Genomic DNA, 26428 nt, shown 5'->3' with positions numbered 1-26428 from the left:
GTGGCAGAAAGCGCCCCGCTAGGCAGACAAATCTATGACCGCACTGAAACCTTCTTCCGAATCAAAGGCGTCCGGCATCGAGGCGCGCTGTGCCGCAACGGGCATGCGCATGACCGAGCAGCGCCGTGTCATCGCCCGCGTGCTCGCGGAGGCGGTCGATCATCCCGACGTCGAGGAATTATACCGTCGCTGTGTTGCGGTCGACGACAAGATCTCGATCTCGACCGTGTATCGCACCGTCAAATTGTTCGAGGATGCGGGCATCATCGAGCGCCATGATTTCCGCGAAGGCCGCGCGCGTTACGAGCAGATGCGCGACAGCCATCACGACCACCTCATCAACCTGCGCGACGGCAAGGTGATCGAGTTCACCTCCGAGGAAATCGAGAAGCTCCAGGCGGAGATCGCCCGCAAGCTCGGTTACAAGCTGGTCGATCATCGGCTCGAACTCTATTGCGTCCCGCTCGACGACGACAAACCCACAAGTTAAGTGCCGATCGATCTCGTCATCTTCGATTGCGACGGCGTGCTCGTGGACAGCGAGGTGATCTCCTGTCGCGCGCATGCGGATGTGCTGTCCAGGCACGGTTATCCAATTACCTCGGATCAGGTATTCGAGCGCTTTCTCGGCCGCTCGACGCGGCAAGCCAATCTCGAGATCGAGACCGAGCTCGGCCGCAAGCTGCCCGAAGCCTATCACGGCGACCTGCAGGACGAGCTGTTCCGCGCGTTCGAAGCCGACCTTGAGGCGATCCGCGGCATTCGCGACGTGCTTGACGTCATCAACCAGCGCGTCTGCGTCGCCTCGAGCGGCTCGCATCAGCGCATGCGCGTGAGCCTGGGAAGCACGGGCCTCCACGAGCGCCTCGCGCCAAATATCTTCTCGGCTTCCCAGGTGAAGAACGGCAAGCCGGCACCGGACCTGTTCCTGTTCGCAGCGAACGAGATGGGCGTGCCGCCCGAGCGCTGCGTCGTGATCGAGGACAGCCTGGCCGGAATTGCCGGCGCGCGGGCGGCCGGGATGACGGTGTTCGGCTTTCACGGCGGGAGCCATTGCCGCGAGGGCCATGCCGAAACATTGCATCGGGCCGGCGCCGACCTGCTCTTTGCCGACATGCATCAGCTGCCGGAGCTGATCCGGCGGGTCGCGGCGGACGCCTTGACGGGTTGATTTCGGCCATCTGGCGTCAGTCCCGAAGGACGCGTCCAGCGCGTGAACCGGGAATCCGGAGGTTTTAGGTGGAGATTCGGGGCTTGCTTGGCTTGCGGCGCCCCGAAATGCCTTTGATGGACCCATTCGCTGGATTTTCGCCGCTCCAGCCTATATTTGAGGGCTGTCCTCCACCTCAACTCCGGGTTCCATGACGCCGCCGCGCAAGCTGCACATCAAATCATATGGCTGCCAGATGAACGTCTACGATGCCCAGCGCATGGTGGACACGCTGGCCCCGGAAGGATTCGTGGAGACGGCCAGCGCTGATGACGCCGACCTCGTCATCCTCAACACCTGCCATATCCGCGAGAAGGCCTCGGAGAAGGTCTATTCGGAGCTCGGCCGGCTGCGCATCGCCAAGGACGAGGCTGCGCGCGCAGGCCGCACCATGCAGATCGCGGTCGCGGGCTGCGTGGCGCAGGCCGAGGGCGAGGAGATCGTGCGCCGTGCACCCGCGGTCGACGTCGTGGTCGGCCCGCAGAGCTATCATCATTTGCCGCAGCTGTTGAAGCGCGCCGGCAATGAAGGCCGTGCGATCGAGACCGAATTTCCGGCCGCGAACAAGTTCGGCTTCCTTGCCCAGCCCAAGCCCGACGCGATCCGCGCCCGCGGCATTTCCGCCTTCGTCACGGTCCAGGAAGGCTGCGACAAGTTCTGCACCTTCTGCGTCGTGCCGTACACGCGAGGTTCGGAAGTCTCGCGGCCGGTGGCAAAGATCGTCGACGACGTGAAGCGGCTCGCCGACAACGGCGTGCGCGAGCTCACGCTGATCGGCCAGAACGTCAACGCCTATCATGGCGAGGGGCCGGACGGAAAAAGCTGGCCGCTCGGCAGACTGCTGGAGCACCTCGCGGCGCTGCCGGGCGTCGCGCGGCTGCGCTATTCGACCAGCCATCCGCGCGATGTCGATGACAGTTTGATTGCAGCCCATCGCGATCTCGGCGAGCTGATGCCGTTCGTGCACCTGCCGGTCCAGTCGGGCTCGGACCGGATTTTGGCGGCCATGAACCGGAAACATACCGCCGATGATTATCGGCGTGTTGTCGACCGTTTCCGGTCCGCGCGCCAAGACATTGCTTTTTCATCGGATTTTATCGTCGGCTTCCCCGGCGAGAGCGAGCAAGATTTTCTCGCGACACTCGCGCTTGTCGCGCAAATCGGCTACGCTGCGGCGTATTCGTTCAAATACTCCGCCCGGCCGGGAACGCCGGCCGCGGACATGCAGGAGACGGTGTCCCCAGCCGAGATGGACCAGCGATTGGAGCGGCTCCAGGAACTGATCGACAGCCAGCAATCGGCCTTCAACAAGGCTGCGATTGGCTCAACGGTCGACGTGCTGTTCGAACGCCCGGCCCGCAAGGACGGCCAGATCGTCGGCCGCACCGCGTTCCTCCAGCCCGCGCACGTGATGGCCTCGCCCGACATCATCGGACAAATCCTGCCGGTCCGGATCGACAGTCTCGAACGCTACAGCTTTCTCGGCGAGCTCGTGACGCCGCGCAACGCGCGCGAGCCCGCTTTATCGCAAGCCAGTGGAGCCTGAACCCTTGCCCAAAAGTGCATCGGATTCGTCTTCTTCTATCGCTCCCAGCCGCAAATTTGACCGCGACATGCAGGTTCCACCCGAGACCCAGGTCGTCATCGATTTCGACGATAATCGCGCCGCATCCGCGCTGGTCGGCCCCTACGGCCAGCATCTGGCGCAGATCGAGCGGCGGCTCGGCGTCGTCGTCGATTCCAAGGGTAACCACATCACCATCGGCGGCTCACGCGACGGCTGCGATGCCGCGCGCCGCGTGCTGGAGACGCTCTACGCACAGGCCGTGAAGGGACAGGATCTCGACCAGGGCGAGGTCGAGGGCGCGATCCGCGCCGTGATCGCACAGGGTTCGCTGTTCGAGTTCGACGCCAAGTCGGCCAAATCCACCTTCGACAGCATCAATTTGCGCAAGCGCCCGGTGCGCGCGCGCACGGCGGCACAGGATTCCTACATCCGCGCGCTGAAGCGCCACGAGCTGGTGTTCGGCATCGGCCCCGCCGGCACCGGCAAGACCTGGCTCGCGGTCGCGCATGCCGCGCAACTGTTCGAGCGCAAGGAGGTCGACAAGATCATCCTGTCACGCCCGGCGGTGGAAGCCGGCGAGCGGCTCGGCTTCTTGCCCGGCGATCTCCGCGAGAAGGTCGATCCTTATCTGCGCCCGATCTACGATGCGCTCTACGACCTCATGGATGCGCGCATCGTCGAGCGCGCGCTGCAGACCGGCGAAATCGAGATCGCGCCGCTCGCCTTCATGCGCGGCCGCACGCTGACCAACGCGGCCATCATCCTGGACGAGGCGCAGAACACCACGTCGATGCAGATGAAGATGTTTTTGACGCGTCTCGGCGAGAACAGCCGCATGATCGTGACGGGCGATCCCTCGCAGATCGATCTGCCGAACGGCCAGACCTCGGGCCTCGCCGAGGCGACGCGCTTGCTGAGCGGCGTCGAAGGCATTGCGCAAGTTCATTTCAAGGCCGAGGACGTGATCCGCCACGAGCTCGTGGCGCGGATCGTTTCTGCCTACGAAGGCTTGCCGCAGCGGCCGGCCGCCGGCAACAAATCCTGACGGGACAACAGCCGGACCATAGCGGGCACAGATACGGCGCCCCTTCGTTCCGAACAAAGACAATGTCACACCCCAACCTTCCCAATACCGAGGTCCTCGTCGTCGCCGATTGCTGGCAGAGCGAGCCCGACTCCGAAGCCGTGATCCAGCGCGCCGTGGCGGCCGCCGCCGAGAATGTCGACGAAGACGTTGCGGAGGCGGAAGTGGCGGTGATGCTGACCGATGATGTCGGCATCCGCACGCTGAACAGCAACTGGCGCGGCATCGACAAGCCGACCAACGTGCTGTCGTTTCCCGCGCTTCAGCCGGAAGGCGAATGGAAACCGGGCGATGCGCCGCGCATGCTCGGCGACATCGCAATCGCCTACGAGACTATGCGGCGTGAGGCGGACGAGGAACAGAAACCGTTCGATCATCATTTAAGCCATCTCGCCGTGCATGGTTTCCTGCACCTGGTCGGCTACGACCACGAAAACGAAGACGACGCGGAAGAAATGGAAGCGCTGGAGCGGGAGATCCTGGCTCATCTCGGCATTCCCGACCCCTACGCAGACCGCCCGGGGACGCATTGAGATGCCGGATTCCGACCCAATTCACGACAATCCGCGCAACACGGCCAATTTGCCGGCCGTGGTGACCTCAGGCGAGGTGATGCGCCCGAGCGCAGACGGCTGGCTGCTGCGCGCCATCCGGACCTTGTTCGGGTGGAAGGCGGGCTCGGTGCGCGACGACCTTCAGGTCGTGCTCGACGCCACGACGCCCGACGACACCGGCTTCTCGACCGTCGAGCGCACCATGCTGCGCAACATCCTCGGCCTGCACGAGCGCCGCATCGCCGACGTCATGGTGCATCGCGCCGACATCATCGCGGTGAAGCGCGACATCCCGCTCGGCGAGTTGATGGACCGCTTCGAGAGCGCCGGCCATTCGCGCCTCGTGGTCTACAACGAGACGCTCGACGATCCTGTCGGCATCGTCCACATCCGCGATTTACTCGCCTTCATGACCGCGCGCGCGCGGGTGTCGGGGGTCACCAAAACCAAGCGCAAGAAACCGCTGCCGGCCGGGCTCGATCTGCGTACGGTCGATCTCGCGCTGCCGCTCGAAGAAGCGCGCATCATCCGCAAGCTGCTCTACGTCCCGCCGTCGATGCGGGCGATCGATCTGCTCGCGCAGATGCAGGCCACCCGCATCCATCTGGCGCTGGTGGTCGACGAATATGGCGGTAGCGACGGGCTGGTCTCGCTCGAGGACATCGTCGAGCAGATCGTCGGCGAGATCGACGACGAGCACGACAGCGACGAACCGCCCTCGATCGTGCGGCTGCCCGACAACGCCTTCATCGCCGATGCCCGCGCCAGCCTCGACGACGTCCGCACCGTGATCGGCCAGGACTTCGTCACCGGGGAGGCCGGCGAGGAAGTGGAGACGCTGGGCGGCTATCTCGTCAGCTTCGTCGGGCGCCTGCCGGTGCGCGGCGAGGTGATCTCGGGCCCCGGCCATTACGAGATCGAGGTGCTCGATGCCGACCCGCGCCGCGTCAAGCGATTGCGGATTTCGACGCGGAAGGAGCGTCCCGCGCCGCGGACCCAGCGCGAGAGCCGGCGCCGCGAGACTGCGCCGGATGGCAGCCAGCCGACGGCCAGCGACACCCCCACCCCGCCGCCAAGCGACGGGACCGGTCCGCAGTGAGCCCGTTCCAGCGACTTCGCCAGATCGCGCTTGCCATTATCCTCACCTGGGGATGGAAGCGCGCGCTCGTCGCGATGGCGGCCGGGGCGCTCTCGGTGCTGGCGCTGGCGCCGTTCAACGCCTTCCCGGTGCTGTTCATCACGTTCCCGGTGCTGGTCTGGCTGATCGACGGCGCCGGCGCCGGGCGATATGGCGGCGTCCCCGCCGCGGCGCTGACCGGCTACTGGTTCGGGCTCGGCTATTTCGTCCCCGGCCTTTATTGGATCGGCTACGCCTTCTTCGTCGACGCCGATGTGTTCGCCTGGCTGACGCCGTTCGCCGTGCTGGGCCTGCCGGCCTATCTTTCCATCTTCACGGCGATGGGCTTTGCGCTCGCCCGCCTGCTCTGGACCAAGAACGCCACGCGCGTGCTTGCGCTCGCGGCAAGCCTCACCATCACCGAATGGCTACGCGGTCACGCGCTGACCGGCTTTCCCTGGAACGCGTTCGGCTACGCGCTGTCCGAGCCGCTGCCGCTGGCACAAACGGCCTCGCTGATCGGGCTGTGGGGCATGACGTTCCTGGCGGTTGCGATCTTCGCGAGCCCTGCAACGCTGATCGACCGCACGCCCGATCGCCGCCTGGCGTGGCGCGTGCCGGCCGCGGCCGTGGTGCTCCTGCTTGTCATGAGCATCTTCGGCGCGATTCGCCTGTCGGTGTATCCGACCACGATGGTCGCGGGCATCAAGCTGCGCCTGATGCAGCCGGATCTCCAGCAAGACGCGAAATTCAACTACGCCGCCAAGGCGGAGGTGATGAAGAAATATCTGGCCTTGTCCGATCGCGCCTCCGGACCGCAATCGACCGGTGTACGCGATGCCACCATCCTGATCTGGCCGGAATCCGCGTTTCCGTTCTTCCTGACCCGCGAAGCCGATGCGATGGCGCAAATCGCCGAGCTTCTGCCCAGGGGCACGGTACTGATCACGGGCTCGGTCCGCGCGCCCGACCTGCCGCGCGGCACGCCGATCACCCGCGCCTATAATTCGATCTACGTGATCGACCACGACGCCAGCGTGCTCGCGGTGTACGACAAGCTGCATTTGGTGCCGTTCGGCGAATTTCTTCCGTACCAAGGTCTGATGGAGAAGCTCGGTTTTGAGCAACTCACGCGTGTGCGCGGCGGCTTCATTCCAGGCACCGTGCGCCATGCCCTGCCGGTCCCCGGCGCGCCGCCTGCGCTGCCGCTGATCTGCTACGAAGCAATCTTTCCCGGCGAGGTGGCTGGACGCAATGAGCGTCCGGGCTGGATCGTGAATCTCACCAATGACGGCTGGTTCGGCATCTCGACCGGCCCCTATCAACACCTGGAGCAGGCGCGGATGCGTGCGATCGAGCTCGGATTGCCGCTGGTCCGCTCCGCGAATACCGGCGTCTCCGCGGTAGTCGATCCGGTGGGACGCACCGTCGCCAGTCTCGGTCTCGGAATCGAAGGCATATTGGACGCAAACCTGCCCGCCGCGATCCCGCCGACGGTCTATGCGCGGGTGGGCGATGTGCCCGCGGCCATGCTCGTCGCGCTGGCCATATTTCTGGCGGTCCGCCGACGTGTTGCCAAACGGCACCCTTGATCACGCCGTCGCGGCCGGAAACTTTTGACAACCGTAGTCCCACGGTTGACAGACTGCACGCGGCCTCCTCATTCTGCACCATCTGCAAAAGACAGTGGGCATTGCTAAATTTCTCCGCAATGTTTCTCAATAACAGGGTTTGATTTTGACGGTGCTGACACCTGAGGCATTCCTGATTGCGCCGAAGGTGATGTTTGGAGGGCTGAGGAAATGTCGAAAGCGCCCAACCCTGTTGACAAATATGTCGGCAGTCGCGTGCGGATGCGCCGCATCATGTTGGGCATGAGCCAGGAAAAGCTCGGTGAAGCTTTGGGGCTGACTTTCCAGCAGGTCCAGAAATACGAGAAGGGCACCAACCGGGTCGGCGCGAGCCGCATCCAGCAAATTGCCGAGATTCTCCAGGTGCCGGTGTCGTTCCTGTTCGAGGGCGGTCCGAGCGGCGTGCCGGGTCCGGATGGCTTCAGCGAAGGCGCATCGCCGTCTTACGTCTCGGACTTCCTCGCGACTTCCGAAGGACTCGCTTTGACCAAGGCGTTCACCCGAATCACCGATTCGAAGATGCGCCGCTCGATCGTCGATCTCGTCGAGCAGATCGCGGCTCGCGAAGGCCCTGACAAGCGCTGACGCGCCGTCTCAATCGGATTTGAGACTGCGTCAAATCTGGCCTATGTCGTCATTTGCGGCCGCGCTTTGATGCGCGCCCTTCCCGATGATGCGATTCAAAGGCACAGATGCGCCCATGACCAGCTCCAATTGGTTCGATTCCCAAACTATTCTCGATGGCATCCGCCGCTGGGTGGAGGTCGAGACGCCAACGGAAGCGCCTGAACAGGTCAACAAGCTGATCTCCATGGTCGCGGAGCAATACCGCGATCTCCCTGTTACGCTCGAGCGCGTCGCCGGCGTCGATGGTTGCGGTGATCATCTCGTGGCGCGCTCGACCTGGGGCCAGGACCGGCCGGGCATCCTGGTGCTGAGCCACCTCGATACCGTTCATCCCATGGGGTTCGTCGAGCGCCTGCCGTTCAAGGTCGAAGGCGACAGCGCGTTCGGTCCCGGCATCTACGACATGAAGGGCGGCGCCTACATTGCCCATCAGGCCTTTCGCGCGCTTTGCGCCACGGCCGATCGCTCGCCGCTCGGCATCACCCACATGTTCACTTCCGACGAGGAGATCGGCAGCCCCACCTCTCGTGCACTGATCGAGACGGAAGGGCGCAAGGCCAAATACGTGCTGGTGACGGAGCCGGCGCGCGACGGCGGCAAGATTGTCACCGGCCGCAAGGGCGTCGGGCGATTCGAAGTCTTTATCAAGGGTGTGCCCGCACATGCCGGCACGCGGCCCCAGGACGGCCGCAGCGCGATCCGCGAGCTTGCCAACGTCATCCTGGCGCTGGAAGCGATGAACGATCTGGCGCGCGGCGTCACCGTCAATGTTGGCGTGGTGCGCGGCGGCACGCGGCCCAACGTGACGCCGGAAGAAGCCCATGCCGAAATCGATCTGCGCGTGCGGAGCTTCAAGGACGCGGACGAATTCGTCGGCAAGATCCTCGCCCTGACATCAAAGACGGATGGCGTCACCGTCAAGGTCACGGGCGGGCTCAATCGTCCGCCTTACGAGAAGAGCAATGCAGGCGCATCGCTGTACGAACATGCGAAGACTGTCGCCATGGAGATCGGCTTCGAGCTGGTCGACGCTCACACCGGCGGCGGCTCGGACGGCAATTTCACCGCCGCCCACACCGCGACGCTCGACGGGCTCGGCGTCGACGGCAAGGGCGCGCACACCCATTATGAGCAGCTCTATGTCTCATCGCTCGAACCGCGCGCGCGGCTGCTCCATCGCCTGTACCAGACGCTGCGATGAGCGAACGCAAATCAGATCCCGGTCGCGATGACAGCGAGCGTGCGTTCTTCGGACGCCGCAAGGGCCACAAGCTCAGGCAGCACCAGGCCGAGCTGATCGGTCATCTGCTGCCGCGTCTTGCGCTCGCCATCGACAGTGAAGCACCGGCGGATGCCCGCGAGATATTCACCCCCGCGGCCGACGACGTGCGGCTCGAGATCGGCTTCGGCGGCGGCGAGCATCTTGCGGCGGAAGCGCAAAACTTCGTCACAACCGGCTTCATCGGCTGCGAGCCCTATGTCAACGGCATGGCGAAGATCCTCGCGCAGATCGAGGCAGCCAGCATCGGCAACATCCGTCTGTTCGCAGGCGATGCCGCCGAGCTCCTGGCCTGGCTGCCGAAGGCTTCGCTGTCGCGGATCGACCTGATCCATCCCGATCCCTGGCCGAAACGGCGGCACTGGAAGCGGCGCTTCGTCCAGGACCGGACCATCGCGGCGATGGCGCGCGTGCTGAAAGCCGGCGGCGAATTCCGTTTTGTCTGCGACATCGACGATTACTGCGCCTGGACGCTGTCGCATCTGGCGCGCTCGCAGGACTTTGTCTGGCTCGCGGAGCGTGCCGATGATTTTCGCCTGCCGTGGGACGGCTACACGATGACGCGCTATGGCCGAAAGGCGACGCGCGAAGGCCGCAAGGCGGCGTATCTGCGATTCAGGCGGGTTTAGATCGTCTGCCGATTGCGCCAGAAATTGACGACGCGCTCGGCGGTCGTCGGCATCAAGCGCGTGAAATTCGCGCGCGCCGCCTCGAGGTCGGCATCCGCCGGCGTGCGGTGCGGTCCGTACCACAGCAGGATGAGCGCGCGCACAGTCGGCCAGCCGAGATTCAGCACGCGTCCCAGCACCAGAATTGGATCGTACCGATCACCCGCGACCAGGCGATCGAGGATCGAGAGGCGAACGCCGGACAGCGCCGAAAGCGAGGCGATCGACTCCTCATATTTGTGAGCCTTGGCGAAGCCAAGCAGCGCGCTCTCGCCAAGATGGCCCTCGCGATGCAAGGCCAGCACCGTGCGCTGTGCCCCCGAGAAATCGCGACGCGGGCCCGGCGGCAGCGTGGCCTCCTCGATCGCCGCCATGGCGCGCTTGATCTCGACCTGACGCACGGGATTGACCACGCTCGAGAGGCGGCGGCGGATGACGTCGAGCGTGCCGTCGAGAAGCTGTTTCAGGTTCTCGCCTGAAAGATCGCTGCGCTGGCCGATCTTGAGCGTCAGCACGCCGTCCTGCGCGGCACGCTTGATCAGCTCGGAATAGCTGCCGGGCGAGAACACCGCGCCGGCATTGCCCGCGGCGCGGCGCACCACATCGCGATCGCCGCGCTCGACCAGCACGTCGGTGACGACAGCCGACAGTGTGGGGCGCTCGGTCATCGCCAGCAGATGGCCCTGGCCCTTCAGCCGCGCGATCTCGACGAGGACGGCATCGTCGAGCACGGGCGAACGGCGCAACACCGGGCCCGCCACCGTGATCTCGTTTTCGCGCGCGAGCTGGCTCACCAGATGCCGTGGCGCATTGGTCAGCAGCGAGAAGCGTTCGGCGAGATCGACGCGCGAGGCGAGCTCTGCGTGCGGGACGAGATCGATCAGCAGATTGTCGAAGAGATCGACGACATCGGGACGGAGCTTCTCAGCATCCTGAAAGAACAATTGGGAGATGGCGCGCGCGATCTCGCCGCGACGCCGCGGGTCGCCGCGTTTGACGATATCGTCCAGTCCGGGAATAAGAGACGTGGCAACGGTCATGAAAACGCAACTCGTATAGGGCACCCCGCTAGGGCACGCCGCGGGCGCGCCCTTGGCCCAAGCCGCCCCACAATCAGGGAATTTAGGCCTCCTAGATGAAGGAAGCGTTGCGCGGGGGGGCCGCAGCCCGGTCGCAAAAAGCCTCGCCTGCCCTGCGATGGGCCTTGTCCGGGAAGACGGAAAGGGCTATATCATCGCCAATTCATCTTCTCATACGATCCGCGTAATGAGAGTGGGCCCGAAAGGACCCGCTCTTTTTTATTACCTGAACGCGGCTTGGCGGAAGATGTGCGGCCCGGCGATCTGTCGGGAGAGTTCCGAACGGGCTTTGAAATCTTAAACCAAGCCTTAACCATATCGAGCGCCTTGACCCCTGACATGACCGAGCCGAACTCTGGTTCCACGGATGCCGAACTGCTGGCCGAGCCGAGGCTCGTGGTCGAGCCGGGCGTGGCGGCACGGGTGTCCGCGGTCACGGGGCCGGTGCTCGAAGGCATGGGCTACCGCCTGGTGCGGATCCGCATTTCCGGGGAATCCGGCTGCACCGTGCAGGTCATGGCCGAGCGGCCTGACGGCTCGATGCAGATCGAGGATTGCGAGGCGATCTCGCGGGCGCTGTCGCCGGTGCTCGACGTCGCCGACCTCGTCGATCGCGCCTATCGGCTGGAAATCTCTTCCCCGGGGATCGACCGCCCGCTGGTTCGCCGCTCCGACTTCGAGCGTTATGCGGGGCATCTGGTGAAGATCGAGATGGCGGTCGCCCATGAGGGGCGGAAGCGGTTCCGCGGCACGATCGGTCCCGTCGAAGGCGATCGCGTGCATCTGCATCGCGACGACGTCAAGGCGAATGAGGCTGCCGACGTTCTCCTGACGATGGAGGATATCGCCGAGGCACGGCTGGTGCTGACCGACGAGCTGATCGCGGAATCCATGCGCCGCGGCAAGGCCCAGGCACGCGAGATGCGCCGCAATCTGGGCTTGGAGCCGCCGGCTGCACCGCACGCCGGCATCAGCGAAAAAACGACCAAGAACACGAAGCCGACAAAGAAGCCGGCGCCGACCACTACAAAGAAGCCGGCCCCGACCAATACCAAGAAACATCGCCTGGCCGCCGAACGCGCGCGACGGGGCGAGATCGATCCTGACGAAGGAGACTAGCCATGGCAGTCAGCGCCAATCGACTTGAATTGCTCCAGATCGCCGACGCCGTTGCACGCGAGAAATCGATCGACCGCGGCATCGTGATCGCGGCGATGGAGGACGCCATCGCCAAGGCGGCACGGGCACGTTACGGCAGCGAGACTGATGTTCACGCCGAGATCGACCCGAAGAAGGGCGAGCTGCGGCTGTCGCGCCATATGCTGGTGGTCGAGACGGTCGAAAACCATTCCAACCAGATCTCGCTGGTGGATGCGCAACGCGCCAATCCCGGTGCCCAGGTCGGCGACACCATCGCCGACACCCTGCCGCCGCTGGAATATGGCCGCATCGCCGCGCAGTCGGCCAAGCAGGTGATCGTGCAGAAGGTGCGCGAAGCCGAGCGCGACCGGCAATATCAGGAATTCAAGGACCGCATCGGCGACATCGTCAACGGCGTCGTCAAGCGCGTCGAATATGGCAGCGTGATCGTCGATCTCGGCCGCGGCGAGGCCATCATCCGGCGCGACGAGATGCTGCCGCGCGAAGTGTTCCGCAACGGTGACCGCGTCCGCGCCTACATCTTCGACGTCCGCCGCGAGACCCGCGGCCCGCAGATTTTCCTCTCCCGCACCCATCCGCAGTTCATGGCAAAACTGTTCGCGCAGGAAGTACCCGAGATCTATGACGGCATCGTCGAGATCAAGGCGGTTGCCCGAGATCCCGGCTCGCGCGCGAAAATCGGCGTGATTTCCCGCGATTCCTCGGTCGATCCGGTCGGCGCCTGCGTCGGTATGCGCGGTTCGCGCGTGCAGGCGGTGGTGAACGAATTGCAGGGCGAGAAGATCGACATCATCCCCTGGTCGCCCGACATCGCGACCTTCGTGGTCAACGCGCTGGCGCCGGCCGAAGTCTCCAAGGTCGTCATCGACGAAGACCGCGAGCGCATCGAGGTCGTCGTGCCCGACACCAACAACCAGCTCTCGCTGGCGATCGGTCGCCGCGGCCAGAACGTGCGTCTGGCCTCGCAGCTCACCGGCTGGGACATCGACATCCTGACCGAGCAGGAGGAATCGGAGCGCCGCCAGGCCGACTTCGAGAACTCCACCCGCGTCTTCATGGAATCGCTCAATGTCGACGAAGTGGTCGGTCAATTGCTGGCGTCCGAAGGCTTCACCTCGGTCGAGGAACTCGCGATGGTGGACCTTAAGGAGCTCGCCGGCATCGAGGGCTTCGACGAGGAGACTGCACAGGAACTCCAGAACCGCGCTCGTGAATATCTCGAACAGCTGGAAGCCGAGATCGAGGCCAGGCGCAAGGAGCTCGGCGTCGAGGACGCCGTCAAGGACGTGCCCGGCGTCACCTCGAAGATGCTGGTGAAATTCGGCGAGAACGACATCAAGACGGTCGACGACCTCGCCGGTTGCGCCACTGACGATCTGGTCGGCTGGACCGAGCGCAAGGAAGGCGGCGAGCAGACCAAATATCCGGGCGCGCTCGACGGCCTGGAGATCTCCCGTGACGATGCCGAAGCGATGATCATGCAGGCCCGCGTCAAGGCCGGCTGGATCACTGAGGCCGATCTCGCCAAGCCGGCTGAGGAGGCCGAGGCGGCCGAAGATCAGCCAGCTTAGGGCGAAGGAGGATGTCACCCGGATGCTCGCCGATACTGACCCCGAACTCGACCATGGACCGCGAACTGAGAAGTCCGCGACCATGCGGATGTGCGCGGTCAGCCGCGAGGTCCGGCCGATCGACGAGCTGATCCGCTTCGTCGTCTCGCCCCAAGGGGACATAGTTCCCGATCTCAAGCGCAAGCTGCCCGGACGCGGCATGTGGGTCACCGCCTCGCGCGAGGTGGTTGCGGAAGCCGTGCGGCGTCACCACTTTACCAAAGCCTTCAAGCGCCAGCTGCGCGTCCGTCAGACGCTTCCCGCAGACATCGAGGCGCTTCTGGTTCGGGGCGTGACCGAAGCCCTCGGGATTGCCGCCAAGGCGGGCCAGATTGTGGCCGGCTTCGGCAAGGTCGAAAGCGCGCTTCGGGGAGGTACGGCCGAGGTCCTGATCCATGCCAGCGACGGGGCCGCGGACGGAATCCGCAAATTGGACATGCTGGCGCGTCAAAATGACGGAAATCGCGGCTCCAAGCCGCAGATTCCCGTCGTCACCGCGCTGAAATCAATAGAATTGGATTTGGCACTTACCCGGTCAAATGTGATACATGCTGCCCTGCTCGCGGGCCCGGCGAGCAAGTCATTCCTGTCACGTAGCCAGATGCTGGTCCGATACCGGATGGCGCACGTTGACAAGACTGCCGAAATGCCCGGCCAGGATTTCTGAGAGACAACGACCACCCGATAGCACGGTGCGGCAACGCACAACGACAACAAGATCAGGATTAGGACTGCTTAATGGTTGATACCAAGACCCCTGGCGACAAGAAGCTGAGCGTTCCGAGCAAGACGCTATCGCTCAAGCCGCGCGTCGAAACGGGCACCGTGCGCCAGAGCTTCAGCCATGGCCGTAGCAAGCAGGTCGTGGTCGAGAAGCGCGGCAAGCGCCGTGTCGACGGCACCCCCGAGCCGCAGGTGGCCGAAGTGGCGAAGCCCGCGCCGGCCGCGCCGGCGCCTGCTCCCGCACGCCCGGCTCCGCCGCGCAACGCCGGCTCCGGCGTGGTGCTGCGCACGCTGACCGAGGACGAGCGTTCCGCCCGCGCCAGCGCGCTGGCCGATGCCAAGGTGCGCGAAGTCGAAGAGCGTCGTAGTGCCGAGGAAGAGGCTCAGCGCCGCGCTGTCCGCGAAACCGCCGAACGCGCCGACCGCGAGGCCGCCGAAGCCCGCCGCAAGGCCGAGGACGAGCGTCACCGCCACGAAGAGGAAGCCAAGCGGAAGGCCGAAACCGAGGCCAAGAAGCGTTTTGGCGAAGGCGAGCAGCCGCAATCTGCGGCGCGCCCTGCAACCGCGACCTCTGCCGCTACTGCACCGCGGTCCGGAGCGCCCACGGCGCGCCCGGGAACGAGCACCACGGCACGCCCGGGAACAACGACCGCGCGGCCCGGAACGACCACGCGGCCGGGAGGCCCGGTGGGTCGCGCCCCCGCTGTCGCAGCCGGACCGGACGAGGACGAGGGTCCGCGCCAGATCCGTCGCGGTCCCGGCGGCGCTGCGCGGCCTGTGGTAGCCCCCAAGCCCACCCAGAAGCCCGGCCCGCAGAAGGAGCGCGGCCGCCTGACGGTCGTCACCGCCTTCAATGCCGACGATGTGCGCGAGCGCTCGATCGCCTCGTTCCGCCGCCGCACCCAGCGCCTGAAGGGCCATGCCGCGAACGAGCCGAAGGAAAAGCTCATCCGCGAGGTGATCATTCCGGAAGCGATCACGATCCAGGAACTCGCCAACCGCATGGCCGAGCGCGCGGTCGACGTCATCCGCATGCTGATGAAGCAGGGCGCGATGCACAAGATCACCGACGTGATCGACGCCGACACCGCGCAGCTGATCGCCGAAGAGCTCGGTCACACCGTCAAGCGCGTTGCCGCGTCCGATGTTGAAGAAGGCCTGTTCGACGCCATCGACGATCCCACCGATACCGAGCCGCGCTCGCCGGTGGTGACCGTGATGGGCCACGTCGACCACGGCAAGACCTCGCTGCTCGATGCGCTCCGTCATGCCAACGTTGTCTCCGGCGAAGCCGGCGGCATCACCCAGCATATCGGCGCCTATCAGGTGGTGTCGCCCGAGAGCGGCAAGAAGATCACCTTCATCGACACGCCCGGCCACGCCGCGTTCACCGCGATGCGCGCCCGCGGCGCCAAGGTCACCGACATCGTCGTGCTGGTGGTTGCGGCCGATGACGGCGTGATGCCGCAGACGATCGAAGCCATCAACCACGCCAAGGCGGCGCGGGTGCCGATCATCGTTGCCATCAACAAGATCGACAAGCCCGACGCCAAGCCCGAGCGCGTGCGCACCGAGCTGCTGCAGCACGAGGTGCAGGTGGAATCTTTCGGCGGCGAAGTCGTCGACGTCGAAGTGTCCGCGAAGAACAAGACCAATCTCGACAAGCTGCTCGAGATGATTGCGCTCCAGGCCGACATCCTCGACCTGAAGACCAATCCGGAGCGCCCGGCCGAAGGCACCGTGATCGAAGCCAAGCTCGATCGCGGCCGTGGTCCGGTCGCGACCGTGCTGGTCCAGCGCGGCACGCTCCGTGTCGGTGACATCATCGTCGCCGGCGCCGAGATGGGCCGCGTCCGTGCGCTGATCTCCGATCAGGGTGAGACGGTTCAGGAAGCCGGTCCCTCGGTACCGGTCGAAGTGCTCGGCTTCAACGGTCCGCCGGAAGCCGGCGATCGTCTCGCCGTGGTCGAGAACGAAGCCCGCGCCCGTCAGGTCACGAGCTACCGCGCGCACCAGAAGCGCGAGAACGCGGCTGCCTCGATCTCCGGCATGCGCGGCTCGCTCGAGCAGATGATGTCGCAGTTGAAGACGGCGGGCCGCAAGGAATTCCCGCTGATCATCAAGGCCGACGTGCAGGGCTCGCTGGAAGCGATCCTCGGCTCGCTGGAGAAGCTCGGCACCGACGAAGTCGCCGCGCGTATCCTGCATGCCGGTGTCGGCGGCATCTCGGAATCGGACGTGACGCTCGCGGAAGGTTTTAACGCCGCGATCATCGGCTTCTCGGTTCGAGCGAACAAGGAGGCCGCTGCGGCCGCCAAGCGCAACGGCATCGAGATCCGCTACTACAACATCATCTACGACCTCGTGGACGACGTGAAGAAGGCCATGAGCGGCCTGCTCGCGCCGACCTTGCGCGAAACCATGCTCGGCAATGCCGCGATCCTGGAGATCTTCAACATCTCCAAGATCGGCAAGGTCGCCGGCTGCCGCGTTACCGACGGCACCGTGGAACGCGGCGCCAACGTGCGCCTGATCCGCGACAACGTCGTCGTGCACGAAGGCAAGCTATCGACGCTGAAGCGCTTCAAGGACGAAGTGAAGGAAGTCCAGTCCGGTCAGGAATGCGGCATGGCCTTCGAGAACTATCACGACATGCGCGCCGGTGACGTGATCGAGTGTTACCGCGTGGAGACGATCCAGCGCTCCCTGTAAGTCCAAATCTTACCGAAGCGCCTGGATCTTTCTGAGCTGAAATTGCGGGAGTGAGATGGCCGGATTTATTCCGGCCATCTCACCGCATTCGTTTCAACAGAACAAATGACAATGCTCGTGTCCCATACACGCGCATGACGAGGTAATTTTCGACCATGCCCAGCCATCATCAGAAAAAAAGTTCCGCACCCGGCGGCTCGCAGCGCCAGTTGCGTGTCGGGGAGCAGGTTCGCCACGCGGTGGCCGAGATTTTGGCGCAAGGCAATGTGCATGATGAGGACCTCGAAGGTCACATCATCACCGTGCCGGAGGTACGGATGTCGCCCGACCTGAAGCTTGCAACAGTTTATGTGATGCCGCTCGGTGGCCGCGACACCGAGGTCATTATCGCTGCGCTCGAGCGCAACAAGAAGTTCCTGCGCGGCGAAGTCGCGCGGCGCGTTAACCTGAAATTTGCACCTGACCTTCGCTTCCGCGTCGATGAACGATTCGACGAAGCGGAACGGATCGAGAAACTTTTGCGAACACCTGCGGTGCAGAAGGACCTGGAACAGGATCCGAAATCGGATCGGGAAGAAGAGCAATGACGATGGACCCGGCTCACGGCACGATCGGCGGCGAAGAGCCCGATCAGCGCGACATGCAGAAAAATAATTTTGCGGAGATGGACGGCAATTCCCAGCCGCATCAGGAGCCGCGCCGCGTCAACAACGATCCGCGCGCCAACAAGCAGAAGGGCAACCAGCCGCGCCGTGACCGCCGCGACGTCCACGGCTGGGTCGTGCTCGACAAGCCGATCGGCATGACCTCGACGCAGGCCGTTGCCGTGCTCAAGCGCCTGTTCAACGCCAAACGCGCCGGTCATGCCGGCACGCTGGATCCGCTCGCCTCCGGCGGCCTGCCGATCGCGCTCGGCGAGGCCACCAAGACCGTCCCCTTCGTCATGGACGGCCGCAAGCGCTACCAGTTCACCGTGTGCTGGGGCGAGGAGCGCGATACCGACGATATAGAGGGCCGGGCTACCGCAACCTCCGACCAGCGCCCGACCCGGGAGGCCATCGAGGCCCTGCTGCCCCGTTTCACAGGGGTGATCGAGCAGATCCCGCCGCGCTATTCCGCGATCAAGATCAAGGGCGAGCGTGCCTACGACCTCGCCCGCGACGGCGAGATCGTGGAACTGGCCCCGCGTCCGGTCGAGATTCACCGTTTAAGCCTTGTAAATCAACCAGGTAGTGACCACGCCGTGTTCGAGGCCGAGTGCGGCAAGGGCACCTATGTCCGCGCGCTGGCCCGCGATATGGGCCGGATTCTCGGCACTTACGGCCATATCTGCGCGCTGCGGCGGACCCTGGTCGGCCCATTTGGCGAGAACGACATGATTCCGCTGGATCAGTTGGAGGCTTTGTGCGATAGAGCCGCGTCCGGCGAGGGGAGCCTCGCCGACGCGCTTATGCCCGTTGAGACCGCGCTGGACGACATCCCGGCACTGGCCGTCACTCGGGCTGATGCGGCAAGGCTCCATCGGGGCCAGGCCGTTTTGTTGCGCGGACGGGATGCGCCCACTTCGAGCGGCACAGTCTATGTCACGGTGGCAGGCCGGCTTCTCGCGCTTGCCGAAGTTGGCAATGGCGAAATCATCCCCAAGCGTGTGTTCAACCTGACCGGCCTGACTGCCAGCGCCGTTCGCAACGAGAGAAATTGACGATGTCGATTGCCGCAGAACGCAAAGCGGAAGTCATCAAGACGAATGCCAACAAAGCCGGCGATACCGGCTCGCCAGAGGTTCAGGTCGCGATCCTTTCGGAACGCATCGCCAACCTCACGAGCCATTTCAAGACCCACGTGAAGGACAACCATTCGCGTCGCGGCCTCTTGAAGCTGGTGTCGACCCGCCGCTCGCTCCTCGACTATGTGAAGAAGAAGGACGAGGCCCGCTACAAGGCGCTGCTCGAGAAGCACAACATTCGTCGTTAAGAGTTCTTGCGCGCGCCCAACGGCGCGCGTTTTCGCGCGTGGTTTCGAACGAAAGCGCTTGTTTAAAGGTTTTTGATCGAGGCTGCGTGCGCGTCGGGTACGGGCCGTTGACGGTTCGCATCCGGGGCATGATGGGCGAAGACCCAAGGTTTGGTGTTCGCGTTCGTGCCGACTGACAGTCCAGCAGCAATCCGGCGGCTGGGCACAACGGGCAAGGCGCCCGTATGACCCGAAAGGATGGACGCCATCCGAAATCCAAAAACCATGGCAGGATCGCAGGACGCTGATCGCCCGCTTCGATCAACGTCCCGCAATCTTGCGCATGGTTTTTGTTTTTCGAGCCGTCCTTCTTTCGAGAACCCATGAAAGAAGACATCTATGTTCAATAAGCATTCGGTCGAGATCGACTGGGGCGGACGCCCTCTCAAGCTTGAAACCGGCAAGATCGCCCGCCAGGCCGACGGCGCCGTCGTCGCGACCTACGGCGAGACCGTGGTGCTCGCCACCGTCGTCGCGGCAAAGACCCCGCGCGAAGGTGTCGACTTCCTGCCGCTGACCGTCGACTACCAGGAGAAGACCTACGCAGCCGGCCGCATTCCCGGCGGCTATTTCAAGCGCGAGGGCCGTCCGACCGAGAAGGAGACGCTGGTCTCCCGCCTGATCGACCGTCCGATCCGTCCGCTGTTCGTCGACGGCTGGCGCAACGAGACCCAGGTGATCGTCACCGTGCTCTCGCACGACATGGAGAACGATCCCGACATCGTGGCGCTGGTGGCATCGTCGGCCGCGCTGACCCTGTCGGGCGCTCCGTTCAAGGGCCCGATCGGCGCCGCGCGCGTCGGTTTCGCCAATGACGAGTTCATCCTCAACCCGACCCTCGACGAGATGGTCGACACCCAGCTCGACCTTGTCGTCGCCGGCACTGCCGACGCCGTGCTGATGGTGGAATCGGAAGCCAAGGAACTGAACGAAGACATCATGCTCGGCGCCGTGATGTTCGGTCACCGCCACATCCAGCCGGTGATCAACGCGATCATCGAGCTCGCCGAGAAGGCCGCGAAGGAGCCGCGCGAGGTCACCGCGATCGACAATTCGGCGCTCGAAAAGGAAATGCTCGGCATGGTCGAGCAGGAATTGCGCACCGCCTACGCCATTCCGATCAAGCAGGATCGCTACGCCGCGGTCGGCAAGGTCAAGGAAAAGGTGATCGCCCACTACTTCCCCGAAGGGCAGGAGCCGAAATACGACAAGCTGCGCATCGGCGGCGTGTTCAAGAAGCTCGAAGCCAAGATCGTTCGCTGGAACATCCTCGACACCGGCAAGCGCATCGACGGCCGGGACTCCAAGACCGTGCGCAACATCATCGCCGAAGTCGGCGTGCTGCCCCGCGCCCACGGCTCGGCGCTGTTCACCCGCGGCGAGACCCAGGCGCTGGTCGTGACCACGCTCGGCACCGGCGAGGACGAGCAGTACATCGACGCACTGTCGGGAACGTACAAAGAGACGTTCCTGCTGCACTACAACTTCCCTCCCTACTCGGTCGGTGAAACCGGTCGCCTCGGCGGCACCAAGCGCCGCGAGATCGGCCACGGCAAGCTTGCCTGGCGCGCGATCCACCCCGTGCTGCCGCCGCACCACGAGTTCCCCTACACCACGCGCGTGGTGTCGGAGATCACCGAATCCAACGGCTCGTCGTCGATGGCTTCGGTCTGCGGCGCCTCGCTCGCGCTGATGGACGCAGGCGTGCCGCTGAAGCGGCCGACCGCGGGCATCGCGATGGGCCTGATCCTCGAAGACAAGCGCTACGCGGTTCTCTCCGACATCCTCGGTGACGAGGACCATCTCGGCGACATGGACTTCAAGGTCGCCGGCACCGAGCAGGGCATCACCTCGCTCCAGATGGACATCAAGATCGAAGGCATCACCGAAGAGATCATGAAGGTCGCGCTCGGTCAGGCCAAGGATGGTCGTATCCACATCCTCGGCGAGATGTCCAAGGCGCTTACCAACGCCCGTGCCGAGCTCGGCGAATATGCGCCGCGCATCGAGACCTTCAAGATTGCCACCGACAAGATCCGTGAAGTGATCGGTACCGGCGGCAAGGTGATCCGCGAGATCGTCGAGAAGACCGGCGCCAAGGTCAACATCGAGGACGACGGCACCGTGAAGGTCGCCTCCAGCGACGGCGAGGCGATGAAGGCCGCGATCAAGTGGATCAAGTCGATCGCGTCCGATCCGGAAGTCGGCCAGATCTACGACGGCACCGTCGTCAAGGTGATGGAGTTCGGCGCCTTCGTGAACTTCTTTGGTTCCAAGGACGGTCTCGTCCACATCAGCCAGCTCGCTTCGGCGCGCGTGCAGAAGACCTCCGACGTCGTCAAGGAAGGCGATAAGGTCAAGGTCAAGCTGCTCGGCTTCGACGACCGCGGCAAGACCCGCCTGTCGATGAAGGTGGTCGACCAGGAGACCGGCGAAGACCTCGAAGGCAAGGGCGAGGGCGAAAAGGCTCCGCGCGAAGCGGCCGGCGAGTAATCGCTCCGCTGCATCAGAAACATGAAGGGCGGCCTTTCGGCCGCCCTTTTTGTTTGTGCTGTTGTGCCTGCTCCGGTCGAAATGCGCCCCTCTCCCGCTTGCGGGAGAGGTCAAACACCTCAAGCCGCGAGGTCGAACCGGTCGAGGTTCATCACCTTGGTCCAGGCCTTGGCGAAGTCCTTGACGAACTGTTCCTTGGAGTCCGACGTGGCATAGACCTCGGCGTAGGCGCGGAGCTGCGAGTGTGCGCCGAAGATCAGATCGACGCGCGTGCCTGTCCACTTCACCGCGTTGGTCTTGCGATCGCGGGCCTCATAGCTGCCGTCAGTGCCGGTCGGCGTCCACTGCGTGCTCATGTCGAGCAGGTTGACGAAGAAGTCGTTACTCAGCGTTCCCACCTTCGAGGTGAGGACGCCGTTCTTCGAACCGTTCGCATTGGCACCGAGCACGCGCAGACCGCCGACGAGCGCCGTCATCTCCGGGCCGGTAAGCCGGAGCAGCTGCGCACGATCGACCAGAGCCTCCTCGGGCATCATGAACTGCTGCCGCTTGCCGGTGTAGTTGCGGAAGCCATCGGCCCGCGGCTCCAGCGGAGCGAAGGAGGCAGCGTCGGTCTGCTCCTGCGAGGCATCCATGCGGCCCGGCGTGAAGCCGACCTTGATGCCGACGCCGGCATCCTTCGCGGCCTTCTCGACCGCGGCGGTGCCGCCGAGCACGATGAGGTCCGCCAGCGAGACCTTCTTCGCACCGGATGACGCATTGAAGTCCTTCTGGATCGCTTCGAGCTTGCCCAGGACCTTCGAGAGCTGAGCCGGCTCGTTCACCTCCCAGTCCTTCTGCGGGGCGAGGCGGATGCGTGCGCCGTTGGCGCCGCCGCGTTTGTCCGAGCCGCGGAACGTCGAGGCCGACGCCCAGGCCGTCGACACCAGCTCCGGCACCGACAGACCCGAGGCCAGGATCTTCGTCTTCAGCGAGGCGATATCCTGCTCGCCGGCCAGCTCGTGATTCACGGCCGGGATCGGATCCTGCCAGATCAGCGTCTCCTTCGGCACCAGCGGGCCGAGATAGCGCACGACCGGACCCATGTCGCGATGGGTGAGCTTGAACCAGGCGCGGGCGAAGGCGTCGGCGAACTGATCGGGATTCTCCAGGAAGCGCCGCGAGATTTTCTCATAGGCGGGATCGAGACGCAGCGAGAGATCGGTGGTCAGCATGGTCGGCCGATGCTTCTTGGACTTGTCGAAAGCGTCCGGAATGATCGCCTCCGCGCCCTTGGCCGTCCACTGCTGCGCACCCGCCGGGCTCTTCGTCAGCTCCCATTCGTACTTGAACAGGTTCTCGAAGAAGTTGTTGCTCCACTTCGTCGGCGTCGTCGTCCATGTCACCTCGAGACCGCTGGTGATGGAATCACCGCCGATGCCCGAAGCGTGCTTGCTCTTCCAGCCGAGGCCCTGATCCTCGAGCGCGCCCGCTTCCGGCTCCGGTCCCACCAGAGACGGATCGCCAGCACCATGGGTCTTGCCGAAGGTATGGCCGCCGGCGATCAGCGCGACGGTTTCCTCGTCGTTCATCGCCATGCGGAAGAAGGTCTCGCGGATGTCCTTGGCCGCGGCGATCGGATCCGGCTTGCCGTTCGGGCCTTCCGGATTGACGTAGATGAGGCCCATCTGCACCGCGCCGAGCGGCTCGGCGAGCTGGCGTTCGCCGCTGTAGCGCTCATCGCCCAGCCAGGTGCCTTCGGGACCCCAATAGAGCTCCTCCGGCTCCCACACGTCGGCGCGGCCACCGGCGAAGCCGAAGGTCTTGAAGCCCATCGATTCCAGCGCGACGTTGCCGGCCAGCACCATCAAATCGGCCCAGGAAATCTTGCGGCCGTACTTCTGCTTGATCGGCCAGAGCAGACGGCGCGCCTTGTCGAGGTTGGCGTTGTCGGGCCAGCTGTTGAGCGGCGCGAAACGCTGCTGACCGGCGCCGGCGCCACCGCGGCCGTCCGTGGTGCGGTAGGTGCCCGCGCTGTGCCAGGCCATGCGGATCATGAGACCGCCATAGTGACCGAAGTCGGCGGGCCACCATTCCTGCGATTCCGTCATCAAAGCGGTCAGATCCTTGATGACCGCGTTCAGGTCGAGCGTCTTGAATTCCTTGGCGTAGTCGAATTCCTTGCCCATCGGATCGGACAGGCCGGAATTCTTGTGCAGCATCTCGATGCTGAGCTGAGTTGGCCACCAATCGCGGTTCGTTGGCACGCGTTTTCCACCCGAAAACGGGCACTTCGAAGTGTCGTCCATGAATACCTCCTCTGGTGGCGTCGAACTCGCGCCCTTGACCAGGTAGAAGCACTCTAAGCTTCGCGTTCGATCAGGGGAAGTTGACTTTAATGATCACTGCGATAAGATTTTCTGATGATCAACTTGACGATGCGGCAGCTCCGATATTTCGATGCGCTGGCGCGCCACGGCCATTTCGGCCGCGCGGCTGAATCCTGTTCCATCTCGCAACCGGCCTTGTCGATGCAGATCAAGGAGATGGAGGAGGCGCTCGGCGGCCCGCTGCTGGAGCGCAGCGCGCGACAGGTGGCGCTGACCCGGTTTGGCGAGGAACTCGCGCAGCGCGTCCGCGACATTTTGCGCTCAGTCGACGAACTCGGCGATTTCGCCCGCGCCTCGCAGGACCGGTTCTCGGGACGGCTGCGCATCGGCATGATCCCGACGATCGCGCCTTATCTACTGCCCACGATCACCAAGAATCTCACGCGCATGCATCCGGAGCTCGACATCCGCGTGCGCGAGACGATGACGCCACGGCTGATCCAGGAACTGGTGGAAGGCCGGCTCGACACCGCCATCGTCGCGCTGCCGGTGTCCGAGCCCTCGCTCACCGAGGTCGCCCTGTTCGCGGAGAAATTCCTGCTGGTGCGACCGGGCGCGGACGAGGGGACGCCGGCACCATCGCGGGAGATGATGCGCGAGATGCGGCTGTTGCTGCTCGAAGAGGGGCACTGCTTCCGCGATCAGGCGCTGTCGTTCTGCAACATGCAATCGGCGCCGCCGCGCGAGATGCTGGATGCCAATTCGCTGTCGACGCTGGTCCAGATGGTCAGCGCCGGCATCGGCGTCACCTTGATCCCGGAGATGGCGGTGTCGGTGGAGACGCGATCGGCGTCGGTCTCGCTCACGCGCTTCCGCGACCCGCAGCCGTCGCGCACCATCGGCATGGTCTGGCGCAAGACCAGCCCGCTCGCGCGCCAACTGCTTCAGATCTCCGAGGTGGTGTGCCTGTCGGCCGGCAAGGTGCGCGCGCGGCCATCCGCGCGCAGCCAGCCGGCCTGAGTTCCCGATGTCCCACCCCATCATCCGCCCGGCCCGCGCGGACGAATACGACGAGATCGGCCGCGTCTGGATGGAGAGCTGGGTCTCGACCGGACTCGGCGAGACGAGCAACTTCCTGCTCGCGAACCTGCGTGCACGCATCCGGCGCGAGATCGAGGGTGGCTGGAGCCTGTTCGTCGCCGACGACAACGGCACGATCGCCGCGATGCTGGCGCTGCATCTGCCAAAGCTCTATCTCGACATGCTGTTCGTCGCGCCCGCCTATCAGGGCCAATCGCTCGGCCGCCAATTGCTCGCCTTCACGCGCACGCAAATGCCGGACGAGATGTATCTGCGCTGCGTCCGCGAAAACGAAAAAGCCTGGCGCTGGTACGAACGCGAAGGCTTTGTGTTCGAGAAGCAAGAGATCGAGCCGTCGAACGGGTTCATGATGAAGTATTATCGGTGGCGGCGGCAGCGGCCCGCTGGATAGACAGCGAGCTCTGGGTGCAGCTTGCGGGCAGCGCGACGCAGGTCTTCGACGTGCGGGAGCCGCGCTCGCCAACGGGCCGTGGATTCTCGAGGAATTTTCGGCCGCCGACATCACGATCGGATCGGGCCTGAACCTTGCGGTGCGCCTGTTCAAGACGGTGCCGTCGCGCCCGGCCTTCGTCGCCTGTCTCGCGCGCTGCATGGCACGGCCGGCGTTCCAGCGGGCGGAGAAAATCGCGGCGGGTTAATCAGGCATTGCAAGGTCGTCCGGCTTCGGCATCAGGACGATGTTGTAACCGGAATCGACATAGTGGATCTCGCCGGTCACGCCGCCGGAGAGATCCGACAACAGATACAGCGCCGAGCCGCCGAGCTCGTCGAGCGTCACGCCGCGGCGAAGCGGCGAATGTTTTTGCATGAAGGCGAACATCGCGCGCGCCTCGCCGATGCCCGAGCCGGCCAGCGTGCGGATGGGGCCTGCGGAAATCGCGTTGACGCGGATGCCGCGCGGCCCGAAGTCGGAGGCGAGATAGCGCACCGAGGCTTCCAGCGCCGCCTTGGCCACGCCCATCACGTTGTAGTTCGGCATCGCGCGCATCGAGGCACCGAAGGTCAGCGTGATCATGCTGCCGCCCTCAGTCATCAGCTCGGCGGCGCGTTTTGCAATCTCCGTAAACGAGAAGCAGGAGATCACCATGGTGCGCGAAAAATTCTCGCGGCTGGTGTCGGCGTAGCGGCCCTTGAGCTCGTTCTTGTCGGCGAATCCGATCGCGTGGATCACGAAATCCAGCCGGCCCCACTTTTCGCGCAAGGCCGTGAATGTGGCGTCGACGCTGGCAATGTCCTCGACGTCGCAGGGCAGCACCATGTCGACGCCAAGCTGCTCCGCCAGCGGCTTGACACGCTTGCCCAGGGCCTCGCCCTGGAAGGTGAAGGCAAGCTCGGCGCCGTGAGCATGCAGCGTCTTCGCCATGCCCCAGGCGATCGAATGATCATTGGCAATGCCCATGATCAGGCCGCGCTTGCCTTTCATCAATTCCTGCATCGTTTCGATCGCTTTCCACTTTCGTCATGCCCGGGCTCGTCCCCGGCATCCACGC

The 26428-nt window shown here is 64.5% G+C and carries 23 protein-coding genes and 1 pseudogene; 21 read left to right on the top strand and 3 right to left on the bottom strand.

Features of this window, described 5'->3' with window-relative positions; all coding sequences use genetic code 11:
• The first annotated feature begins 34 nt into the window (after positions 1–34).
• The 10 genes from ABIB06_RS17750 to ABIB06_RS17705 all read left to right on the top strand — a co-directional run bounded on the left by ABIB06_RS17750 (position 35) and on the right by ABIB06_RS17705 (position 9698).
• Positions 35–490 (top strand): Fur family transcriptional regulator, encoded by a 456-nt coding sequence (locus ABIB06_RS17750; RefSeq protein WP_247352869.1) that lies wholly within the window; start codon positions 35–37, stop codon positions 488–490.
• Complete coding sequence (locus ABIB06_RS17745; RefSeq protein ID WP_354048960.1) at positions 491–1171, top strand: HAD family hydrolase; 681 nt, start codon at positions 491–493, stop codon at positions 1169–1171. It abuts the gene before it with no gap.
• A gap of 190 nt (positions 1172–1361) precedes the next feature.
• Complete coding sequence (gene miaB, locus ABIB06_RS17740; protein ID WP_354048958.1) at positions 1362–2756, top strand: tRNA (N6-isopentenyl adenosine(37)-C2)-methylthiotransferase MiaB; 1395 nt, start codon at positions 1362–1364, stop codon at positions 2754–2756.
• Between the two features lie 4 nt (positions 2757–2760).
• The gene (locus tag ABIB06_RS17735; RefSeq protein ID WP_247352864.1) at positions 2761–3822 is read left to right on the top strand and encodes a PhoH family protein; all 1062 of its coding nucleotides are present in this window, start codon (positions 2761–2763) and stop codon (positions 3820–3822) included.
• A 62-nt stretch (positions 3823–3884) separates the two neighbouring features.
• A complete protein-coding gene (ybeY, locus tag ABIB06_RS17730; RefSeq protein WP_354048956.1) occupies positions 3885–4394 on the top strand; it encodes an rRNA maturation RNase YbeY in 510 nt (169 codons plus the stop codon).
• 1 nt (position 4395) lies between these two features.
• Entirely contained in the window at positions 4396–5514 is a 1119-nt protein-coding gene (locus ABIB06_RS17725; protein ID WP_247352860.1) for a hemolysin family protein, read from the top strand.
• Positions 5511–7124, top strand: a complete 1614-nt coding sequence (gene lnt / locus ABIB06_RS17720) for an apolipoprotein N-acyltransferase (protein WP_354048954.1) — start codon at positions 5511–5513, stop codon at positions 7122–7124. Before ABIB06_RS17725 ends, lnt begins: the two co-directional genes overlap by 4 nt.
• Positions 7125–7334: 210 nt before the next feature.
• Positions 7335–7748, top strand: a complete 414-nt coding sequence (locus tag ABIB06_RS17715; RefSeq protein ID WP_007603895.1) for a helix-turn-helix domain-containing protein — start codon at positions 7335–7337, stop codon at positions 7746–7748.
• Between the two features lie 85 nt (positions 7749–7833).
• The gene (locus tag ABIB06_RS17710; protein WP_354048951.1) at positions 7834–8991 is read left to right on the top strand and encodes a M20 family metallopeptidase; all 1158 of its coding nucleotides are present in this window, start codon (positions 7834–7836) and stop codon (positions 8989–8991) included.
• Positions 8988–9698 carry a tRNA (guanine(46)-N(7))-methyltransferase TrmB gene (locus tag ABIB06_RS17705; protein ID WP_354048949.1) on the top strand — a complete coding sequence of 237 codons (711 nt, stop codon included), beginning with the start codon at positions 8988–8990 and terminating at the stop codon, positions 9696–9698. Before ABIB06_RS17710 ends, ABIB06_RS17705 begins: the two co-directional genes overlap by 4 nt.
• On the opposite strand, the gene ABIB06_RS17700 is transcribed toward ABIB06_RS17705, so the two are convergent.
• Positions 9695–10777 (bottom strand): DUF2336 domain-containing protein, encoded by a 1083-nt coding sequence (locus ABIB06_RS17700; RefSeq protein WP_354048947.1) that lies wholly within the window; start codon positions 10775–10777, stop codon positions 9695–9697. The two genes, ABIB06_RS17705 and ABIB06_RS17700, sit on opposite strands and share 4 nt — an antisense overlap.
• 378 nt (positions 10778–11155) lie before the next feature.
• Here ABIB06_RS17700 and rimP point away from each other — a divergent pair, with 378 nt between their 5' ends.
• The 8 genes from rimP to pnp all read left to right on the top strand — a co-directional run bounded on the left by rimP (position 11156) and on the right by pnp (position 21528).
• Positions 11156–11935 carry a ribosome maturation factor RimP gene (gene rimP / locus ABIB06_RS17695; protein WP_354049081.1) on the top strand — a complete coding sequence of 260 codons (780 nt, stop codon included), beginning with the start codon at positions 11156–11158 and terminating at the stop codon, positions 11933–11935.
• 2 nt (positions 11936–11937) lie between these two features.
• Positions 11938–13548 (top strand): transcription termination factor NusA, encoded by a 1611-nt coding sequence (gene nusA, locus ABIB06_RS17690; protein ID WP_247444563.1) that lies wholly within the window; start codon positions 11938–11940, stop codon positions 13546–13548.
• A gap of 22 nt (positions 13549–13570) precedes the next feature.
• The gene (locus ABIB06_RS17685) at positions 13571–14254 is read left to right on the top strand and encodes an RNA-binding protein (protein ID WP_354048945.1); all 684 of its coding nucleotides are present in this window, start codon (positions 13571–13573) and stop codon (positions 14252–14254) included.
• A gap of 71 nt (positions 14255–14325) precedes the next feature.
• Entirely contained in the window at positions 14326–17022 is a 2697-nt protein-coding gene (gene infB / locus ABIB06_RS17680; RefSeq protein WP_354048943.1) for a translation initiation factor IF-2, read from the top strand.
• A 155-nt stretch (positions 17023–17177) separates the two neighbouring features.
• Positions 17178–17609, top strand: coding sequence for a 30S ribosome-binding factor RbfA (gene rbfA, locus ABIB06_RS17675; protein ID WP_247352848.1), 432 nt, complete (start codon positions 17178–17180; stop codon positions 17607–17609).
• A complete protein-coding gene (gene truB, locus ABIB06_RS17670) occupies positions 17606–18724 on the top strand; it encodes a tRNA pseudouridine(55) synthase TruB (protein WP_354048941.1) in 1119 nt (372 codons plus the stop codon). The genes rbfA and truB overlap by 4 nt, the downstream gene beginning before the upstream one ends.
• A gap of 2 nt (positions 18725–18726) precedes the next feature.
• Positions 18727–18996 carry a 30S ribosomal protein S15 gene (gene rpsO, locus ABIB06_RS17665; RefSeq protein ID WP_092027405.1) on the top strand — a complete coding sequence of 90 codons (270 nt, stop codon included), beginning with the start codon at positions 18727–18729 and terminating at the stop codon, positions 18994–18996.
• 378 nt (positions 18997–19374) lie between these two features.
• Positions 19375–21528: a polyribonucleotide nucleotidyltransferase gene (gene pnp, locus ABIB06_RS17660; protein WP_247352845.1), complete on the top strand. Its 2154-nt coding sequence runs from the start codon at positions 19375–19377 to the stop codon at positions 21526–21528.
• Between the two features lie 119 nt (positions 21529–21647).
• On the opposite strand, the gene katG is transcribed toward pnp, so the two are convergent.
• Positions 21648–23816, bottom strand: a complete 2169-nt coding sequence (gene katG / locus ABIB06_RS17655) for a catalase/peroxidase HPI (RefSeq protein WP_354048938.1) — start codon at positions 23814–23816, stop codon at positions 21648–21650.
• A 114-nt stretch (positions 23817–23930) separates the two neighbouring features.
• On the opposite strand from katG, the gene ABIB06_RS17650 reads away from it, so the two are divergent.
• From ABIB06_RS17650 to ABIB06_RS17640, 3 genes and pseudogenes are all read left to right on the top strand, one after another.
• On the top strand, positions 23931–24857 hold the full coding sequence (locus ABIB06_RS17650) for a hydrogen peroxide-inducible genes activator (RefSeq protein ID WP_354069162.1): 927 nt from the start codon (positions 23931–23933) through the stop codon (positions 24855–24857).
• 7 nt (positions 24858–24864) lie between these two features.
• Positions 24865–25329 carry a GNAT family N-acetyltransferase gene (locus ABIB06_RS17645; protein ID WP_247352840.1) on the top strand — a complete coding sequence of 155 codons (465 nt, stop codon included), beginning with the start codon at positions 24865–24867 and terminating at the stop codon, positions 25327–25329.
• A 26-nt stretch (positions 25330–25355) separates the two neighbouring features.
• A pseudogene (locus tag ABIB06_RS17640) lies at positions 25356–25576 on the top strand (glutathione S-transferase family protein); the annotation flags it as partial.
• On the opposite strand, the gene fabI reads toward ABIB06_RS17640, so the two are convergent.
• Positions 25573–26373 (bottom strand): enoyl-ACP reductase FabI, encoded by an 801-nt coding sequence (fabI, locus tag ABIB06_RS17635; protein ID WP_247352838.1) that lies wholly within the window; start codon positions 26371–26373, stop codon positions 25573–25575. The pseudogene ABIB06_RS17640 and the gene fabI sit on opposite strands and share 4 nt — an antisense overlap.
• Positions 26374–26428 lie beyond the last annotated feature (55 nt).

Origin of the sequence: Bradyrhizobium sp. LB8.2, assembly GCF_040548035.1 — a bacterium.
Classification (GTDB): domain Bacteria; phylum Pseudomonadota; class Alphaproteobacteria; order Rhizobiales; family Xanthobacteraceae; genus Bradyrhizobium.
Note: the sequence above shows the minus strand (reverse complement) of the source record. Positions and strands in the feature narration are given on the sequence as shown.

Bases quoted from the DNA above. Each gene is read 5' to 3' on its own strand.
- pnp (WP_247352845.1), top strand. From the start codon at position 19,375: ATGTTCAATAAGCATTCGGTCGAGATCGACTGGGGCGGACGCCCTCTC.
- nusA (WP_247444563.1), top strand. From the start codon at position 11,938: ATGGCAGTCAGCGCCAATCGACTTGAATTGCTCCAGATCGCCGACGCC.
- ABIB06_RS17710 (WP_354048951.1), top strand. From the start codon at position 7,834: ATGATGCGATTCAAAGGCACAGATGCGCCCATGACCAGCTCCAATTGG.
- ABIB06_RS17705 (WP_354048949.1), top strand. From the start codon at position 8,988: ATGAGCGAACGCAAATCAGATCCCGGTCGCGATGACAGCGAGCGTGCG.
- rimP (WP_354049081.1), top strand. From the start codon at position 11,156: ATGACCGAGCCGAACTCTGGTTCCACGGATGCCGAACTGCTGGCCGAG.
- ABIB06_RS17725 (WP_247352860.1), top strand. From the start codon at position 4,396: ATGCCGGATTCCGACCCAATTCACGACAATCCGCGCAACACGGCCAAT.
- ABIB06_RS17715 (WP_007603895.1), top strand. From the start codon at position 7,335: ATGTCGAAAGCGCCCAACCCTGTTGACAAATATGTCGGCAGTCGCGTG.
- ABIB06_RS17700 (WP_354048947.1), bottom strand. From the start codon at position 10,777: ATGACCGTTGCCACGTCTCTTATTCCCGGACTGGACGATATCGTCAAA.
- ybeY (WP_354048956.1), top strand. From the start codon at position 3,885: ATGTCACACCCCAACCTTCCCAATACCGAGGTCCTCGTCGTCGCCGAT.
- rbfA (WP_247352848.1), top strand. From the start codon at position 17,178: ATGCCCAGCCATCATCAGAAAAAAAGTTCCGCACCCGGCGGCTCGCAG.
- ABIB06_RS17645 (WP_247352840.1), top strand. From the start codon at position 24,865: ATGTCCCACCCCATCATCCGCCCGGCCCGCGCGGACGAATACGACGAG.
- ABIB06_RS17650 (WP_354069162.1), top strand. From the start codon at position 23,931: ATGATCAACTTGACGATGCGGCAGCTCCGATATTTCGATGCGCTGGCG.
- ABIB06_RS17685 (WP_354048945.1), top strand. From the start codon at position 13,571: ATGCTCGCCGATACTGACCCCGAACTCGACCATGGACCGCGAACTGAG.
- ABIB06_RS17750 (WP_247352869.1), top strand. From the start codon at position 35: ATGACCGCACTGAAACCTTCTTCCGAATCAAAGGCGTCCGGCATCGAG.
- rpsO (WP_092027405.1), top strand. From the start codon at position 18,727: ATGTCGATTGCCGCAGAACGCAAAGCGGAAGTCATCAAGACGAATGCC.
- truB (WP_354048941.1), top strand. From the start codon at position 17,606: ATGACGATGGACCCGGCTCACGGCACGATCGGCGGCGAAGAGCCCGAT.
- katG (WP_354048938.1), bottom strand. From the start codon at position 23,816: ATGGACGACACTTCGAAGTGCCCGTTTTCGGGTGGAAAACGCGTGCCA.
- miaB (WP_354048958.1), top strand. From the start codon at position 1,362: ATGACGCCGCCGCGCAAGCTGCACATCAAATCATATGGCTGCCAGATG.
- fabI (WP_247352838.1), bottom strand. From the start codon at position 26,373: ATGCAGGAATTGATGAAAGGCAAGCGCGGCCTGATCATGGGCATTGCC.
- infB (WP_354048943.1), top strand. From the start codon at position 14,326: ATGGTTGATACCAAGACCCCTGGCGACAAGAAGCTGAGCGTTCCGAGC.